This is a genomic window from Vitreimonas sp., assembly GCF_035627415.1.
Taxonomy (GTDB): Bacteria; Pseudomonadota; Alphaproteobacteria; order Caulobacterales; family Aquidulcibacteraceae; genus Vitreimonas.
In genome coordinates this window covers 110,263-125,135 of sequence record NZ_DASPLU010000004.1, presented here as the reverse complement: position 1 = coordinate 125,135, position 14,873 = coordinate 110,263, and the positions used below count along the sequence as shown (strand labels likewise).

The following is a 14,873-nucleotide window of genomic DNA, read 5'->3' as shown; positions in this document are numbered from 1 at the left end:
CACCAGAGGCAGGCGCTCGTTCCGGATTGACGTCGCGCGCAGGTGCGTCACAGAACGGAACCTTGCCCCTGCTCGACCTCCCCGCCTTCGCCGCCGCCTTGCCGGCGCGCGCCGCAATCCTGGGGATCGATCCCGGCGAGAAGCGGATCGGCGTCGCGGTGAGCGATACGACGCGCCTCATCGCCTCCTCGCTCGACACCATCGCCCGCACCAAGTTCGCAGCCGACGCCGAAGCAATCCTGAAGCTCTATGATGCGCGCCAGTGCGCCGGCATGGTGATCGGCCTGCCGCTCAATATGGACGGGTCGAGCGGCCCAGCGGCGCAGAGCGCGCGGGCGTTCGCGCGCAATCTAATCGCCAAACGCGACGTTCCGCTGCTGCTGTGGGACGAGCGGCTCTCCACCGCGGCGGTGACGCGCACCCTGATCGAAGGCGACGCCTCGCGCCGGCGCCGCGGCGAGGTCGTCGACAAGATGGCGGCCGCCTACATGCTGCAAGGCGCGCTCGACGCGATGCAGGAGCGGCGCGCGTGAGCGAAGCTGAGAGACTCCCCCTCCCCTCGAGGGGAGGGGGTTGGGGGGCGGGGTGATGCGCAGTGTTTTCCGGCTTTCGCGCAATGCCCCAATCGGTATCCACCAAGTATTGATACGCCGGCGCTTCACCCCGCCCCCTGCCGTCGGCAAAGTGCGCCGACCCCCTCAAGGGGAGGGGGAATCGTGAGCGAGGTTTTCGGCGCGCTTGTGCCGACCTTCATCTTGATCGCGCTCGGCTACATCGTGCGCGCGGCGAAGGTGGCGACGGCCGAGCAGTTCGGGATGGTCAACCGGTTCGGCTATTTCGTGCTGTACCCGGCGTTCCTGTTCACTCTGATCTCCGGCGCGCGCTTCGAGGGCGGCGAAGCGCTGCCGTTTCTCGGCGGCGTGCTGGGCGGCTTCGCCACATTGGCGCTGCTGGCGCTCGGCCTGCGCCTTGTCTTCCGCGGCGACGGGCCAGCCTATTCCAGCGTCTTCCAGGGCGCGATGCGCTGGAACGGATTCGCGCTGCTCGCGGCGGCGCCCAATCTGTTCGGGCCGCAAGGCACGGCTTTGATCGGCCTCGCCTTCGGGCCGCTGGTGCTGATGCTGAACATCATCTGCGTCATCGTGCTGGCGCGCTGGGGCGCGGCGCAGGCGACATCGATGCGCGCGGTGCTGGATCAGATCGTCGCCAACCCGCTCATACTCGCTTGCGCCGTCGGCATCGGCGCCAATCTCGCCGGGCTACGCGACCTCGGCTACGCCAGCGACGCCATCCAACTGCTCGGCCAAGCGGCGATGCCGATCGCGCTCGTCTGCGTCGGCGCGGGGCTCGATTTCGGCGCGCTGCGCACGTCGCTGCCGAAGGTCGCGACGGCCTCCCTGATGCGGCTCGTCGCGGCGCCGGCGATCGTGTGGAGCGCGTGCGTGCTGATGGGCGCGGGACCGCTCCATACCGCTGTCGCCGTCGGCATCGCCTCCACGCCGACCGCCGCGGCGAGCTACACGCTGGCGCGTGAGATGGGCGGCGATGCGCGGCTGATGGCGGCGATCATCACCGCCACCACGGCGCTTTCCTTCATCACGATGCCGCTAGCGATCACGCTGGCGCTGGGCTGAGCGGGAACCGGCGCGCAGGCGGCGTGCTTTTCTCGGCCATGCCGCCAGGAGCCCCAGACGCCAAAGACGCCGGCCTCGTCTACGTGACGAGCGATGCGCCCGGCGTCGCCCGGCGCAAGAGCGGGACCGGCTTCAGCTACCGCGATGCGACGGGCAAAGTGGTTCGCGACGAGGCGACGCTCGCCCGCATCCGCGCGCTCGCCATTCCGCCGGCCTGGACCGATGTCTGGATCTGCGCTTCGCCGAGCGGCCACCTGCAGGCGACCGGCCGCGACGCGCGCGGGCGCAAGCAGCACCGTTATCATGCGCGCTTTCGCGCAGTGCGCGACGAGGCGAAATTCGATCGCCTGAGCGAGTTTGCGAAGTCGCTGCCGGCCATCCGCGCCCGCATCGGCGCCGACATGCGCAAACAGGGGCTGCCGCGCGAGAAGGTGCTGGCGACGATCGTGCATCTGCTCGACACGACGCTGATCCGCGTCGGCAACGACGAATACGCCAAGACCAACAAGAGCTATGGGCTCACCACGCTGAAGGATCAGCACGCCAAGGTCGAGGGCGACAGGCTGCGCTTCGTGTTCACGGGAAAATCCGGCAAGAGCTGGAAGCTCACGGTGAAGGACCGGCGCGTGGCCAAGGTAGTGAAGGCGGCGCAGGAGCTGCCGGGACAGCGGCTGTTTCAGTACCTGGATGAAGGCGGCGCATCGCAATCCGTGACCTCGACGGACGTGAACGCCTATCTGCGCGAGATCGCAGGCAGCGACATCACCGCGAAGGACTTCCGCACCTGGGGCGCGACGGTGCTGGCTGCAGCGGAGTTCGCGCGGCTCGGCGCGTTCGACACGCAGACGCTGGCGAAAGCCAACGTGAAAGCGGCGATCGAGACGGTGGCGATGAGCCTCGGCAACACGCCGACGATCTGCCGCAAGAGCTACGTCCACCCGCTGGTGCTGGAGAGCTATCTCGATGGCGCGTTCAAACTAGGCCGGGCCAAGCGCGAGGGCTTGTCCGAGCACGAAGCCGCGGTGCTGGCGTTCTTGCAGCGAAAGCGCGACGCCCGTCCTCCCCCGCATGCGGGGGAGGTGGCGAGCGGAGCGAGCCGGAGGGGGAAGTTGTCCCCACGCGCACGCCCCCCTCAGTCACCGCGCTCGCGCGCGCTGACAGCTCCCCCGTAAACGGAGGAGCATCGCTAGCGCTTCGTGAGCGGCGCCACGGGCGCGCTTGGCCCGACAATCATCTCCGGATCTTCCTCGAAACCGGGATGGTTGGTCGGATCGGCGACATATGTCTTCTCCTGCGCGGTCGGCTCGAGCGGGGCGTGGACGCGGGTCTCGGCCGGCGCGGCCCTGGCGGCGCCGATGCCGGCGACTACGGCGGCCAGAGCCAGGCCGATCGGCCGCAACGGGGTGGCTTCTTCACGCTTCGGGTGCGACTTCGTCATCACGCCCTCCTCCTGGATATCAAGTTCGGTCCCAACCCGCCCTGATCCAATTTGGAACAAACCGAGTACAGCACCGAGTCCAGGGCGGCAAGATGACTGAAACGATTATCCCCGCCTTGTTTGCGCCGCGCTTGCGGCGAAGCGGCCGCACAGCTTAACAAGCGCGCATGGCTCAGCGACCCAACGGCAAGAAGAAAGAAGCGCGCACGAGCCCGGTTCGTTTCCGCCACAAGCATCTGCTCTCGATCGCCGATCTCGACCGTTTCGAAGCCGAAAGCCTGCTCGACCGCGCCGAAGCGTTCGCGCCGCTGGCGGAGCAAAAGATCAAGAAGCTCGACACGCTGCGCGGGCGCACGCAGATCAATCTCTTCTTCGAAAACTCGACGCGCACGCAGAGCTCGTTCGAACTCGCCGGCAAGCGCATGGGCGCCGACGTCGTCAACATGTCGGTGAAATCATCGAGCGTCGCCAAAGGCGAGACGCTGATCGATACGGCGACGACGCTGAACGCGATGCGGCCGGATTTGCTGGTGGTGCGGCACGGCTCGTCCGGCGCGGTGGAGCTGCTTTCACAGAAGGTCGATTGCTCCGTCATCAACGCCGGCGACGGCAAGCACGAGCATCCGACCCAGGCGCTGCTCGACGCTTTCACCATCCGCGACAAGCTCGGCCAGATCGAAGGATTGAACATCGCCATTTGCGGCGATGTCGCGCACAGTCGCGTCGCCCGCTCCAACGTCGCGCTGTTGACGCTGCTCGGCGCGCAGGTGCGGCTGATCGGGCCGCCGACTTTGATGCCGCCGGGGGCCGAACGCTGGGGCGCGAAAGTGTTTCATTCGATGAAGGACGGCCTCGCGGGCGCCGACGTCGTCATGATGCTGCGCGTGCAGCGCGAGCGCATGGCCGGCGGCTTCTTCCCCTCGGCGCGCGAGTTCTTCTGGTTCTACGGCCTCGACGAAGACAAGCTCAAATACGCCAAGCCCGGCGCACTGGTGATGCATCCGGGGCCGATGAACCGCGGCGTCGAGATCGATAGCAGCGTCGCCGACAATCCCGACGTGTCGCTGATCGAGACGCAGGTGCGTATGGGCGTCGCCGTGCGCATGGCGGTCCTGGAGGCGCTGGCCGAAAGCGGCGCCAACGAGGCGCAACAATGACGCGCCCTACGCTCATACGTAACGCCAAGCTGATCGATCCGGCCAAGAACAAGGTCGAGGACGGCGCCATCCTGTTCGACGAGGTGATCCGCGACATCGGCAATGTCGCGAGCGCGCCTGACGGCGCAGAGATCATCGACGCGGATGGCCTTCATCTCGCGCCGGGCCTCATCGACATGCGCGTCACCATCGGCGAACCGGGCGCCGAGCACAAAGAGACGTTCAAGTCCGCCGGCCGCGCGGCGGCGGCGGGCGGCGTCACCACCATGGTGATGATGCCGCACACCGATCCGATCATCGACGACCAGAGCCTCGTCGATTACGTGCTGCGCCGCGGGCCCGACCGCTCCGGCGGCGTGCGCGTCTTGCCGGCGGCGGCGCTGACCAAGCATCTCGACGGCGAACTGATGACGGAAATTGGCCTGATGGCCGAAGCCGGCGCGGTGCTGTTCACCAACGGCGACAAGCCGATCGCCTCCTCGCGCGTGCTGCGGCGCGCGCTCTCCTACGCCACCGGCTTTGGCGCGCTGATCGCGCACCGGCCGGAAGACCCTTCTCTCGCCGAAGGCGGCGTGATGCATGAAGGCGAACTCGCAGCGCGGCTCGGCCTGCCCGGCATTCCGGCGGCGGCGGAAGCGATCATGGCCGAGCGCGATCTCGCGCTCGCCGAACTCACCGGCGGCAAGCTGATGCTCGACATGCTCTCCTCGGCGCAGACGCTGCCGGCGCTGAAGCGCGCCAAGGAGCGCGGCGTCGCTGCGTTCGCCAGCGTCAACGTCCATCATCTCGTGCTCAACGAACAGGACGTTGACGGCTATCGCACCTTCGCCAAGCTCTCGCCGCCGCTGCGGGGAGAGGACGACCGCACGGCATTGGTGCACGCCGTGAGCGACGGGCTGATCGACGTGATCGTCTCCGGCCACGATCCGCAACAAGCTGAAGACAAGCGCCTGCCGTTCGAAGAAGCCGCATTTGGCGCCGTCGGGCTGGAGACGCTGCTGGCGGGCGCGCTGACGCTGCACCACAAGGGCGACGTCGCGCTCACCACGCTGATCCGGGCGATGACGCTGAAGCCGGCCGAACTCTTGAAGCTGCCCACAGGCCGCCTCGCCAAGGGCGCGCCGGCGGACGTGATCCTGATCGACCTCGGCGCGCCGTTCAAACTCGACAGCGACAAGCTGAAGTCGAAGTCCAACAATTCGCCGTTCGACAAGAAGCTGTTGCAAGGCGCCGTGAAACGGACATTCATTGCCGGCAAGACGGTGTTTGGTCAGTAAGGGATCAAGGCCATGCGCTCCAATTCATCCCACCCAGTCCCGGGGCTTCGCGAAGCGAAGAGCCCGGCGCGCAAATCCGGGAATGGGTGGCGCAGAGGCGCGCTTGGCGTTCTTCTGCTCCTGCTCGCCGCCTGCGCGACGCCGGCGCCGGACATCGGCGAGCCGGGGCCGAACGGGACGCCGCCGCCGATCCCGATCGACGGCCCGATCGCCTACACCTGCGCCAATGGTGCGCAGCTGATGGTCGAGGCGAACGGCGAACAGGCGCGCGTCGCCATCATCGGCGGCCCATCCATGGTGCTGCCGCGCGCGGGCGACGGTTACTACTCCAACGGCCGCTACGGCTTCCGCGGCGGCGGCGCCAGCGCGCAATGGGAAGTCGGCCGCGCCGCGCCGGTGAGCTGCAGCGGCAGCTGACGTCGCATCCACGAAACCAGCGCCACGCCCGCCGCGTTGGCGCAGCATGACCGACGTCATTCTCGGCAAACCCTCGCGCACGCCGTGGAATCGCAACGACAAGCGCGGCCTCGCCATCAGCGCTGTCGCGCCCTTTATCGCCGCGCTCGTGGTCAATGGCGTTATCTACGCCGCGCGCTGGAACGCCTATCCGGCCTTCGACGCCATACGGCTCGATCCGCCCGGTTGGTTGATGAGCGCCGCTTGGCTCGTCATCTTCCCGCTCTGGGGCGCGGCGCGCTGGTACGCCTACCAGACCGGCCTCTCGGGGCGGCGCGCCTCGTACTGGATCGTCGCGCTGATGGTTTGGAGCTTGCTCTATCCGTTCCTCGTCGCCGGCGCGAACCCGGGCGTGAGCGCCGGCGCGACGCTGATCGCTTTTGGCCTTGCGCTGGCCGCGGCGGCGCAGGCGCGGCGGGTCTCCAAACGCGCCGCTTGGCTGATCGCGCCCTCGCTGCTCTGGATCGGGTTCGCCGCCATTCTCAGCTTCGCCGCGCTCGACACGGCCTGATCGCCCTCTCCACAGCCGGGCGAGAGGCTGCTAACAGGGGCGCCGTGCTGGTGCTGATCTTCATCCTCGCCGCGGCGGGCGGCTATCTCCTGGGCTCGATCCCGTTCGGGCTCGTCATCACCCGGCTCTCTGGGCTCGGCGACATCCGCAACATCGGCTCCGGCAATATCGGCGCGACTAACGTGCTGCGCACCGGGCGCAAGGATCTCGCGCTCGCCACGCTGCTGCTCGACGCCGGCAAGGCCGCCATCGCGCTGCTGCTCGCGCGCGAAATCGCCGACATGGCCGGTTCGAGCGCCGAGCTGCAGCGGCAGGTCGGCCTCGTCGCCGGCGCGGCGGCGTTCATCGGCCATTGCTTCCCGGTGTGGCTCGGATTCAAGGGCGGCAAGGGCGTTGCGACGTTCTTCGGCGTGCTGTTCGCCGGCGTTTGGCCGCTCGGCGTCATCGCCGGCGTCACCTGGCTCGCCGTGGCGACCATCTTCCGCTACTCGTCGCTCGCCGCCTTGTGCGCCGCCGCGATCGCGCCGATCGCCGCGTTCGTCGCCGGCTTCAGCTGGTCGGAGACCGCCTTCGCGGCGCTGCTCGCCGTGCTGATCTTCTGGCGCCACAGCGCCAACATTGCGCGCCTGCGCGCGGGCACGGAGCCGCGGATCGGCGACAAGAAAAACGCGGCGCCATCCGCCGCCGAACCGACGCAGGAAGCATGACGCGGACGCTGTCGCGCCCGGAGCGGATCGCCTGGGTGCGGCTGGCGCGCACGCCGCGGATCGGCCCCCTCACCTTTCATCGGCTGATCGCCCGCCACCGCACCGCCGCCGCGGCGCTCGAGGCGCTGCCGCGGGTCTCCAATCTCACCGCCCCGCCCGCGGCCCAAGCCGAGGCGGAGATCGACGGCGTCGAAGCGCTCGGCGGGCGTCTGATCGCCTGCTGCGAACCCGACTATCCGCCGCTGCTTGCGCAGCTCGACGCGCCGGCGCCGGTGATCGCCGTTCGCGGCGATGCGAACCTGTTGAAACAGCCGACGGTCGCTCTGGTCGGCTCGCGCGAAGGCTCAGGCGCTGCGCTCATGTTTGCCGAGCGCGTGGCGGCCGATCTCGGCGCCGCCGGCCTCACCGTCGTCTCCGGCCTCGCGCGCGGCGTCGACGCCGCCGCGCACAAGGGCGCGCTGGAGACCGGCACAGTGGGCGTGTTGGCGGGCGGATTGGATCATCCCTATCCGCCCCAGAACCAACGCTTGCACGACATGATCTGCGAACGCGGCGCCGTCATCAGCGAAGCGCCGCTCGGCGCGGTGGCGCGCGCCCGCGATTTTCCGCGCCGCAACTGGATCATCTCCGGCGTGTCGCGCGGCGTCGTCATCATCGAAGCGGCGCTCCGCTCCGGGTCGCTGATCACGGCCCGCGCCGCGGCCGAGCAAGGCCGGGACGTCATGGCCGCGCCCGGCTCGCCGCTCGATCCCCGCGCGCACGGCTCCAATGCGCTGATCAAGCAAGGCGCCACTTTGATCGAGAACGCCGCGGACGTGATCGCCGCCTTGGGCGAAACGCGGCCGCCGCTGCGCCCGCATTCGATCGGGCCGCTGTTCGAGAGCGAAACGCCGCCGCCGCCGCCGGGCCTGCCCGGCAAAATCCGCCAACTGCTCTCGCCGACGCCGATCCATGTCAACGACCTCGCCCGACTGCTCGAAACGCCGGCGGGCGCGGTGGCGGCGGCGCTGACGGAGCTGGAGATGAACGGCCAGGCCGCCTCGCTGCCGGGCGGGTACGCGGCGTCCGCGGGCGCCGCGTTCGGCTGAGGCACTCCCCCTCTGGTTGCATATCGCCGCCCGCGATTGCGTCTCCACGCTTTTTCAGCAGGAGCGAAACCACGGATTCGCAAAGAAAAATTAGCCAGCCGCACAGATAAGGGCGGACCGGCGGGCCATCGTCTGCGTTGACAGGCCCAAGGTCGCCCCCCAGTTTCCGGCCCGCTTTGGTTCCGGCCTTTACCGTTAGAGCACCCGTACAGAATGAACGTCGTCGTCGTCGAATCCCCGGCTAAGGCCAAGACAATCAACAAGTATTTGGGCTCGGACTATAAGGTCCTGGCCTCGTACGGACACATCCGCGACCTCCCCGCCAAGGACGGTTCGGTAAAGCCGGACGAAGACTTCGCCATGGATTGGGAGGTCGACGCCAAATCCCGCCAGCGGGTAAAGGACATCGCCGACGCCCTCAAGGACGCCGACAATCTGATCCTCGCCACCGACCCCGATCGCGAGGGCGAGGCCATCTCCTGGCACGTGCTGGAGGCGCTCAATCAGAAGAAGGCGCTGAAGGGCAAGAACGTCAAGCGGGTCACCTTCAACGCCATCACCAAGCCCGCCGTGCAGGCGGCGATGGCCGCGCCGCGCGACATCGATATGGAGCTGGTCGACGCCTATCTGGCGCGCCGCGCGCTCGATTATCTCGTCGGCTTCGGGCTTTCGCCGGTGCTGTGGCGCAAGCTCCCGGGCTCGCGCTCGGCCGGCCGCGTGCAATCGGTGGCGCTCCGGATCATCGTCGACCGCGAAGTCGAGATCGAGCGCTTCCGCCCACAAGAATACTGGAGCGTCGACGCCCAGCTTTCGAGCACGCGCGGCGATATTTTCCCCGCGCGGCTCTCGGCTTTCGAAGGCAAGAAGCTAAAGCGCCTCGACATTCCGAACGCTGAGATGGCGCACGCCGCGCGCGATGCGGTGAAGAAAGGCGGCTTCAAGGTCAGCGCCGTCGAGGCCAAGCCCACCAAGCGCAACCCGCCGCCGCCGTTCACGACCTCGACGCTGCAGCAGGAAGCCGCGCGCAAGCTCGGCTTCAACGCCTCGCGCACGATGCAGACGGCGCAGCGGCTCTATGAAGCGGGCCACATCACTTACATGCGGACCGACGGGGTCAGCATGGACGAAGGCGCGATCCGCGATCTGCGCACGGCCATCGGCAGCCAGTTCGGCAAGGAGTACACGCCGGCCGAACCGCGCCGCTACACGTCGAAAGTGAAGAACGCGCAGGAAGCGCACGAAGCGATCCGGCCGACCGATCCGTCGAACACGCCGAAATCGCTGCATCTCGATGGCGACCAGGCCAAGCTTTACGAGCTGATCTGGAAGCGCACGGTCGCATCGCAAATGGAAGCGGCGTCGATCGAACGCACCAGCGTCGATTTCACCGAGCCGACCGGCAAGGTCGAACTGCGCGCCACCGGCCAAGTCATTCTCTTCGACGGCTTCCTGAAGCTCTATCAGGAAGGCCGCGACGACGAAGAGGACGAAGAAAACCGCCGCCTGCCGCAATTGAAGCAGGGCGAAAGCGTCAACGTCCACGATTGCAAAGCCGATCAGCACTTCACCGAACCGCCGCCGCGCTATTCGGAAGCGTCGCTGGTGAAGAAGCTGGAAGAGCTCGGCATCGGCCGCCCTTCGACCTATGCGGCGATCCTGGAGAAGCTGCGCGAACGCAATTACGTCACGATGGACAAGAACCGCTTCATCCCGGATGACCGCGGCCGCATCGTCATTGCCTTCCTGGAAAACTTCTTCCGCAAATATGTCGAATACGACTTCACCGCCGACCTCGAAGAAAAGCTCGACGAAGTCAGCGCCGGCGAACTCGATTGGAAGGCGCTGATGCGCGATTTCTGGCGCGACTTTAACGGCGCCCTTGGCGACATCTCGGATCTGCGCATCACCGAAGTGCTCGACACACTGAATGAAGTGATGGGCCCGCACATCTTCCCGCCGAAGGAAGACGGCTCCGATCCGCGCACCTGCCCGCTCTGCGGCGTCGGCACGCTCTCGCTGCGTCTCGGCAAGTACGGCGCCTTCGTCGGCTGCTCGAACTATAATGGCGATCCGCCATGCAAGTTCACGCGCCCGCTCGCTGGCGGCGAAGACGCCGAGCAAGCGATTCCGTCGGATGGCTTGCTCGTCGGCGACGGCCCCAACGGCCCGATCGTGCTGAAGAACGGCCGCTTCGGCGCGTATTTCGAAACGCCGAACCCGGACGATCCCGATAAGCCCAAGCGCGCCAGCGTGCCGAAGGGCCGCGCGCCGACCGATGTCGATCTCGAAACCGCGATCAAGTTGCTCTCGCTGCCGCGCAAAGTCGGCATGCACCCGAGCGAGAACGAGATGATCGTCGCCAACATCGGCCGCTTCGGCCCGTACATCAAAATGGGCAATCTCTACGTGAACCTGCCCGGCGCCGACGACGTGCACGAAATCCAAATGAACCGCGCCGTCGCGTTGATCGAAGAAAAGAAAGCCGGCGGCGGCAAAGGCCGCTTCGGCCGCGCAGCGCCCGCGCCGATCAAAGAACTCGGAGAAAGCCCGGTGACGGGCAAACCGGTGCGGGTGCTCAACGGTCGCTACGGCCCCTACATCACCGACGGCGAAACCAACGCAAACGTGCCGAAGGATAAAAAGCCGGAAGACATCGAGGCGGATGAAGCGCTGTCGTTGCTCGCGGCGCGTGCTGAGGCTGGCGGCGGGAAGAAGAAAAAGAAGGCGCCGGCGAAGAAAGCGGCGGTGAAGAAGGAAGCTGCGCCGAAGAAGGCGGCTGCGAAGACCGCGAAGAAGCCAACGGCCAAGAAAGTTCCAGCCAAAGCCGCCGCTAAGAAGCCCGCAAAAAAAAGCGCGAAAGCCTGATGCCGCGTCCCTTCTCCTGGTTAAAGAGAAGGTGCCGCGAAGCGCCGGATGGGGTTTACCGGCGCTCAATTTCAAATCGCCGCTTTCCCTCAAGCTACGACAGCGGCACATATTCGTGAATTGAAGTCGCCAGCCCGCGATGGCTTCATCCCTCTGTGTTCGGTCGTTGGCCTTTCGCCCTTATCGCTCTGGCTCTGTGCGGCCTGAGCTATTCGCCGGATGCGAGCGCACAGGGTGCATCGGCGCTTAGCGACTGCGTCGCGCGAAGAGAGCAGGATTCATTGCTTCTCGCGTCCTGCATAACTGGTCGCGTATCCAGGTTGGGCCACGCTGCCATAGACGCGGGCCCCGGCTTGCTTACTCTCGCGCGCGAGCAAGATGGGTTGGTCAGAGCAGCCGCAATTTCCGCTCTAGGCCGGATAGGGTTTGCAGATGCGACCCAATTTGTAGGAGAGTCGTTATATTCCTCGGACTGGCGCGTGGTGCTCGCCGCGACGAGAAGCATAGGCTGGCTAGGCGGAGTCGGCCACGTTGATCGCCTGCGCGCACTTGCTCGGGATCATTGGCTGCCCGAGGTCCGTGAACACGCGCAAATATCCATAGACGCACTGCAGACGCCTCGACGTCGCCGGCTAGTTGAAAGTGATTTACCTCCAGGATCGACCTATCTCGGCCCCATGATTGGAGCCGAGGGCATTAGCATCGGCAATGCCGCGAACTGTTCTTCTGGCTTATGGAGTTGGAACGGCATCTCCTTTCGCTCCCCTGCTACACCGCGTCTGAGCATTGCCATTGCTGGCGGAACCCTCACCGGCTCCGACGCCGGTGAGTGGGGCGGCACGCTGACGTGGACAGCACCGTCCGGCGGCGCCGTCGAAGTGTATGACGACAATATCCACGGCATGGAGCCTGTTGGCGATAGCGTCCTCGTCGCCGCTGGCTTGGCTCACCTCTCGCTAGATAACGGCGCAATCCTGCTGGTCAGTCCGGTGGCGTCGCCGCGGGTGACAACGCTCGTTGTCCTTCCCGGCGCACCAGACTCGCTTGCGGCGGTCATTCCGAACCAGACATTCGTCGCCTGGAGCCACGGATACGCGATTGTATTCGATCTCAGCGGCATTAAGGGCGTCGCACCCTGCGTGTGCTGAATGACTGAGCCGGATGACGCGCACCAAGCCCCCCTCCCCTTGAGGGGAGGGAGTTGGGGGCGGGGTGAAGCTCGGTGTTTCGCGGTTCGCGCATGGCGAAACGGGCGGCGCGCGTCTAAGTCTCAGTTCAATGTTCAAACACAGACCAACTTTCACCAACGCGCGCACTCTCCCCCGCCCCCTCGCGGGGCGGGGGCTGGGGGGTGGGGGGCGATCAAACGCGCAGGCGCCTGCTCGTTTGATCGCCCCCCCTCCGGTCGCTTCGCGACCACCTCCCCCGCAAGGGGGGAGGTTCGCCTAATGCCCAAGCGCCCGCCTCTTCACCAAGAGCCGCTGACCAAAGAGCGCGTGCTCGAAGCGATCCGCAAATCCGGCGGCAAGGCGCAGAAGCGCGATATCGCGCATGAACTCGGCATCGGCGCGGAGCAGAAGAAAGAGCTGCGCCACATCCTGCGCGAGCTGGAAGAGTCCGGCGCGCTCGGCCGCACCGGGCGCAAGTCTTACGCCGACGCACACGCCCTGCCCGAATCCGGCGTGATGGACATCATCGACCGCGATCCGGACGGCGAACTGCTCGCCCGCATGCGTGGGCCGGAAGGCTATTTCGGCCCAACCATCCGCCTCGCGCCCGGCGAAGCGCGGCGCATGAAGGGCGAAGCGGCGATCGGCATCGGCGACCGGGTGCTCGCGCGCATCGGCCGCGATGAGGACGGCGAGTTCATCGCCCGCGTCGTCAAGCGCCTCGGCCAAAGCGCGCACCGCATCCTCGGCGTCTTCCGCGCCAACAAAGGCCAAGCCGCCAAGTTCGGCGGCGGCCGCGTCGAACCCGCAGACCGCAAAGCGCGGCATGACATTCTGGTCGAGCAGCAAAATGTCGGCGACGCCAAGGACGGCGATCTCGTCTTCGTCGAACTCGCCGTCGAACGGCGCGAGCGCGCGCATGGGCCGAAGCGCGGCTTGATCAAGCAAGTGATCGGCCGCGAAAGCGATCCGCGCGCCGCCTCGATCCTCGCCATGCACACGCACGGCATCAGCGAAGGCTTCAGCGAAGAGGAAGAACGCCAAGCCAAAGCCGCGCAGAAGCCGACGCTGAAAGGCCGCACCGATCTGCGCGACGTGCCGCTGATCACCATCGACCCCGAAGACGCGCGCGATCATGACGACGCGGTTTATGCCGCGCCCGATACGGACGAGAAAAACAAAGGCGGCTGGCGTGTCTGGGTCGCCATCGCCGATGTCGCCGCCTACGTGCAGTCCGGCACGCCGCTCGACCGCGGCGCCTGGCGGCGCGGCAATTCCACCTATTTCCCCGACCGCGTCGCGCCGATGCTGCCGGAATCGCTCTCGGCCGATCTCTGCTCGCTGCGCGAAGGCGAAGAGCGCGCGTGCTTGGCGGTCGAGATGATCTTCAGCGCCGAAGGCAAGAAGCTGCGTCACAGATTCGTCCGCGGCCTGATGCGCTCGGCGGCGAAGCTGTCCTACGAACAAGCGCAGGCGGCGATCGACGGTGAACCCAACGACAAAACCAAGCCGCTGCTAGAACCCATCCTGAAGCCGCTCTGGGCCGCTTACGGCGCGGTCTGGTCGGCGCGCGAGAAACGCCAACCGCTCGAGATCGACGCGCCCGAGCACAAGATCATCTTCAAGGACGGCAAAGTCGCCGGCGTGAAGCGGCGTGAGCGCTTCGACGCGCACAAGCTGATCGAAGAATTCATGATCCAGGCTAATGTCTGCGCCGCCGAGACGCTGGAGCTGAAGGGCCGCCCGCAAATCTACCGCGTCCACGATCGCCCCAGCGATGAAAAGATCGCCGCCATCACCGATTTTCTCCCCACCGTCGGGATGAGCTGGAGCAAGGGCCAGAACGTCACCGCCGGCCGCTTCAACCGCATCCTGCATCTGGCGGAAAACTCTCCCAACAAAGAGATCATCAACGAAGTGGTGCTGCGCACGCAGTCGCAGGCGGTGTATTCGCCCGACAATATCGGCCACTTCGGCCTCAACCTACATCGCTACTCGCACTTCACTTCGCCGATCCGCCGCTACGCCGACGTCACCATCCACCGCGCTCTCATCCGCGCACTGAAGCTTGGGCCGGACGGCGCCAGCGACGCCGAAGAGGCGCGCTACGCCGAAACCGCCGAACACGTCAGCCAAACCGAACGCGCCTCGATGGCGGCTGAGCGCGACGCCACAGCGCGCTACATCAGCGCGTTCCTGGCCGACCGCGTCGGCGCCACGTTCGAAGGCCGCGTCACCGGCGTCACGCGCTTCGGCCTCTTCATCCGCCTCGCCGAAACCCAAGCCGACGGCCTCGCCCCCATCTCCTCGCTCGGCCCCGAACGCTGGCTGCACGACGAAGTCGGCCACGCCCTCGTCGGCGAACACAGCGGCCAGCGCTTTCCGCTCGGCATGAAAGTCGAAGTGCGCCTCGAAGAAGCGACGCCGATCAGCGGCGGGCTTGTGCTCTCGGTGCTAAGCGATCCCGAACCGCCGCAACCCGGCTGGCGCAAATCCCGCCTCAGCCGCCAAGGCCGCAGCGGCGGTCGCGAGCGGGATACGAAGCGCGGCAAGAGAAGGCGCTGATTGGAG

General features: G+C 66.8%; 13 protein-coding genes. 12 read left to right on the top strand and 1 reads right to left on the bottom strand.

Annotation, left to right across the window (positions count from 1 at the left end; genetic code table 11):
* Positions 1-62: 62 nt before the first annotated feature.
* The 3 genes from ruvX (at position 63) to VEA80_RS01800 (ending at position 2,806) form a co-directional block, all read left to right on the top strand.
* Positions 63-533 carry a Holliday junction resolvase RuvX gene (gene ruvX / locus VEA80_RS01810; RefSeq protein WP_325058974.1) on the top strand — a complete coding sequence of 157 codons (471 nt, stop codon included), beginning with the start codon at positions 63-65 and terminating at the stop codon, positions 531-533.
* Positions 534-716: 183 nt separating this feature from the next.
* Positions 717-1,634, top strand: a complete 918-nt coding sequence (locus VEA80_RS01805) for an AEC family transporter (protein ID WP_325058973.1) — start codon at positions 717-719, stop codon at positions 1,632-1,634.
* 38 nt (positions 1,635-1,672) lie between these two features.
* Positions 1,673-2,806: a hypothetical protein gene (locus tag VEA80_RS01800; RefSeq protein WP_325058972.1), complete on the top strand. Its 1,134-nt coding sequence runs from the start codon at positions 1,673-1,675 to the stop codon at positions 2,804-2,806.
* Positions 2,807-2,820: 14 nt separating this feature from the next.
* On the opposite strand, the gene VEA80_RS01795 is transcribed toward VEA80_RS01800, so the two are convergent.
* The gene (locus VEA80_RS01795; protein ID WP_325058971.1) at positions 2,821-3,072 is read right to left on the bottom strand and encodes a hypothetical protein; all 252 of its coding nucleotides are present in this window, start codon (positions 3,070-3,072) and stop codon (positions 2,821-2,823) included.
* Positions 3,073-3,239: 167 nt separating this feature from the next.
* On the opposite strand from VEA80_RS01795, the gene VEA80_RS01790 reads away from it, so the two are divergent.
* The 9 genes from VEA80_RS01790 (at position 3,240) to rnr (ending at position 14,867) form a co-directional block, all read left to right on the top strand.
* Complete coding sequence (locus tag VEA80_RS01790; protein WP_325058970.1) at positions 3,240-4,229, top strand: aspartate carbamoyltransferase catalytic subunit; 990 nt, start codon at positions 3,240-3,242, stop codon at positions 4,227-4,229.
* Positions 4,226-5,506, top strand: coding sequence for a dihydroorotase (gene pyrC / locus VEA80_RS01785; protein ID WP_325058969.1), 1,281 nt, complete (start codon positions 4,226-4,228; stop codon positions 5,504-5,506). Before VEA80_RS01790 ends, pyrC begins: the two co-directional genes overlap by 4 nt.
* Positions 5,507-5,518: 12 nt before the next feature.
* Positions 5,519-5,923, top strand: coding sequence for a hypothetical protein (locus VEA80_RS01780; protein WP_325058968.1), 405 nt, complete (start codon positions 5,519-5,521; stop codon positions 5,921-5,923).
* A 46-nt stretch (positions 5,924-5,969) separates the two neighbouring features.
* On the top strand, positions 5,970-6,473 hold the full coding sequence (locus tag VEA80_RS01775) for a tryptophan-rich sensory protein (RefSeq protein WP_325058967.1): 504 nt from the start codon (positions 5,970-5,972) through the stop codon (positions 6,471-6,473).
* A gap of 44 nt (positions 6,474-6,517) precedes the next feature.
* A complete protein-coding gene (plsY, locus tag VEA80_RS01770) occupies positions 6,518-7,180 on the top strand; it encodes a glycerol-3-phosphate 1-O-acyltransferase PlsY (RefSeq protein ID WP_325058966.1) in 663 nt (220 codons plus the stop codon).
* Complete coding sequence (dprA, locus tag VEA80_RS01765; protein ID WP_325058965.1) at positions 7,177-8,268, top strand: DNA-processing protein DprA; 1,092 nt, start codon at positions 7,177-7,179, stop codon at positions 8,266-8,268. Before plsY ends, dprA begins: the two co-directional genes overlap by 4 nt.
* A gap of 213 nt (positions 8,269-8,481) precedes the next feature.
* Positions 8,482-11,133, top strand: a complete 2,652-nt coding sequence (gene topA / locus VEA80_RS01760) for a type I DNA topoisomerase (protein ID WP_325058964.1) — start codon at positions 8,482-8,484, stop codon at positions 11,131-11,133.
* 155 nt (positions 11,134-11,288) lie between these two features.
* Positions 11,289-12,281: a HEAT repeat domain-containing protein gene (locus VEA80_RS01755; protein WP_325058963.1), complete on the top strand. Its 993-nt coding sequence runs from the start codon at positions 11,289-11,291 to the stop codon at positions 12,279-12,281.
* 300 nt (positions 12,282-12,581) lie between these two features.
* Entirely contained in the window at positions 12,582-14,867 is a 2,286-nt protein-coding gene (rnr, locus tag VEA80_RS01750) for a ribonuclease R (protein WP_325058962.1), read from the top strand.
* Positions 14,868-14,873 lie beyond the last annotated feature (6 nt).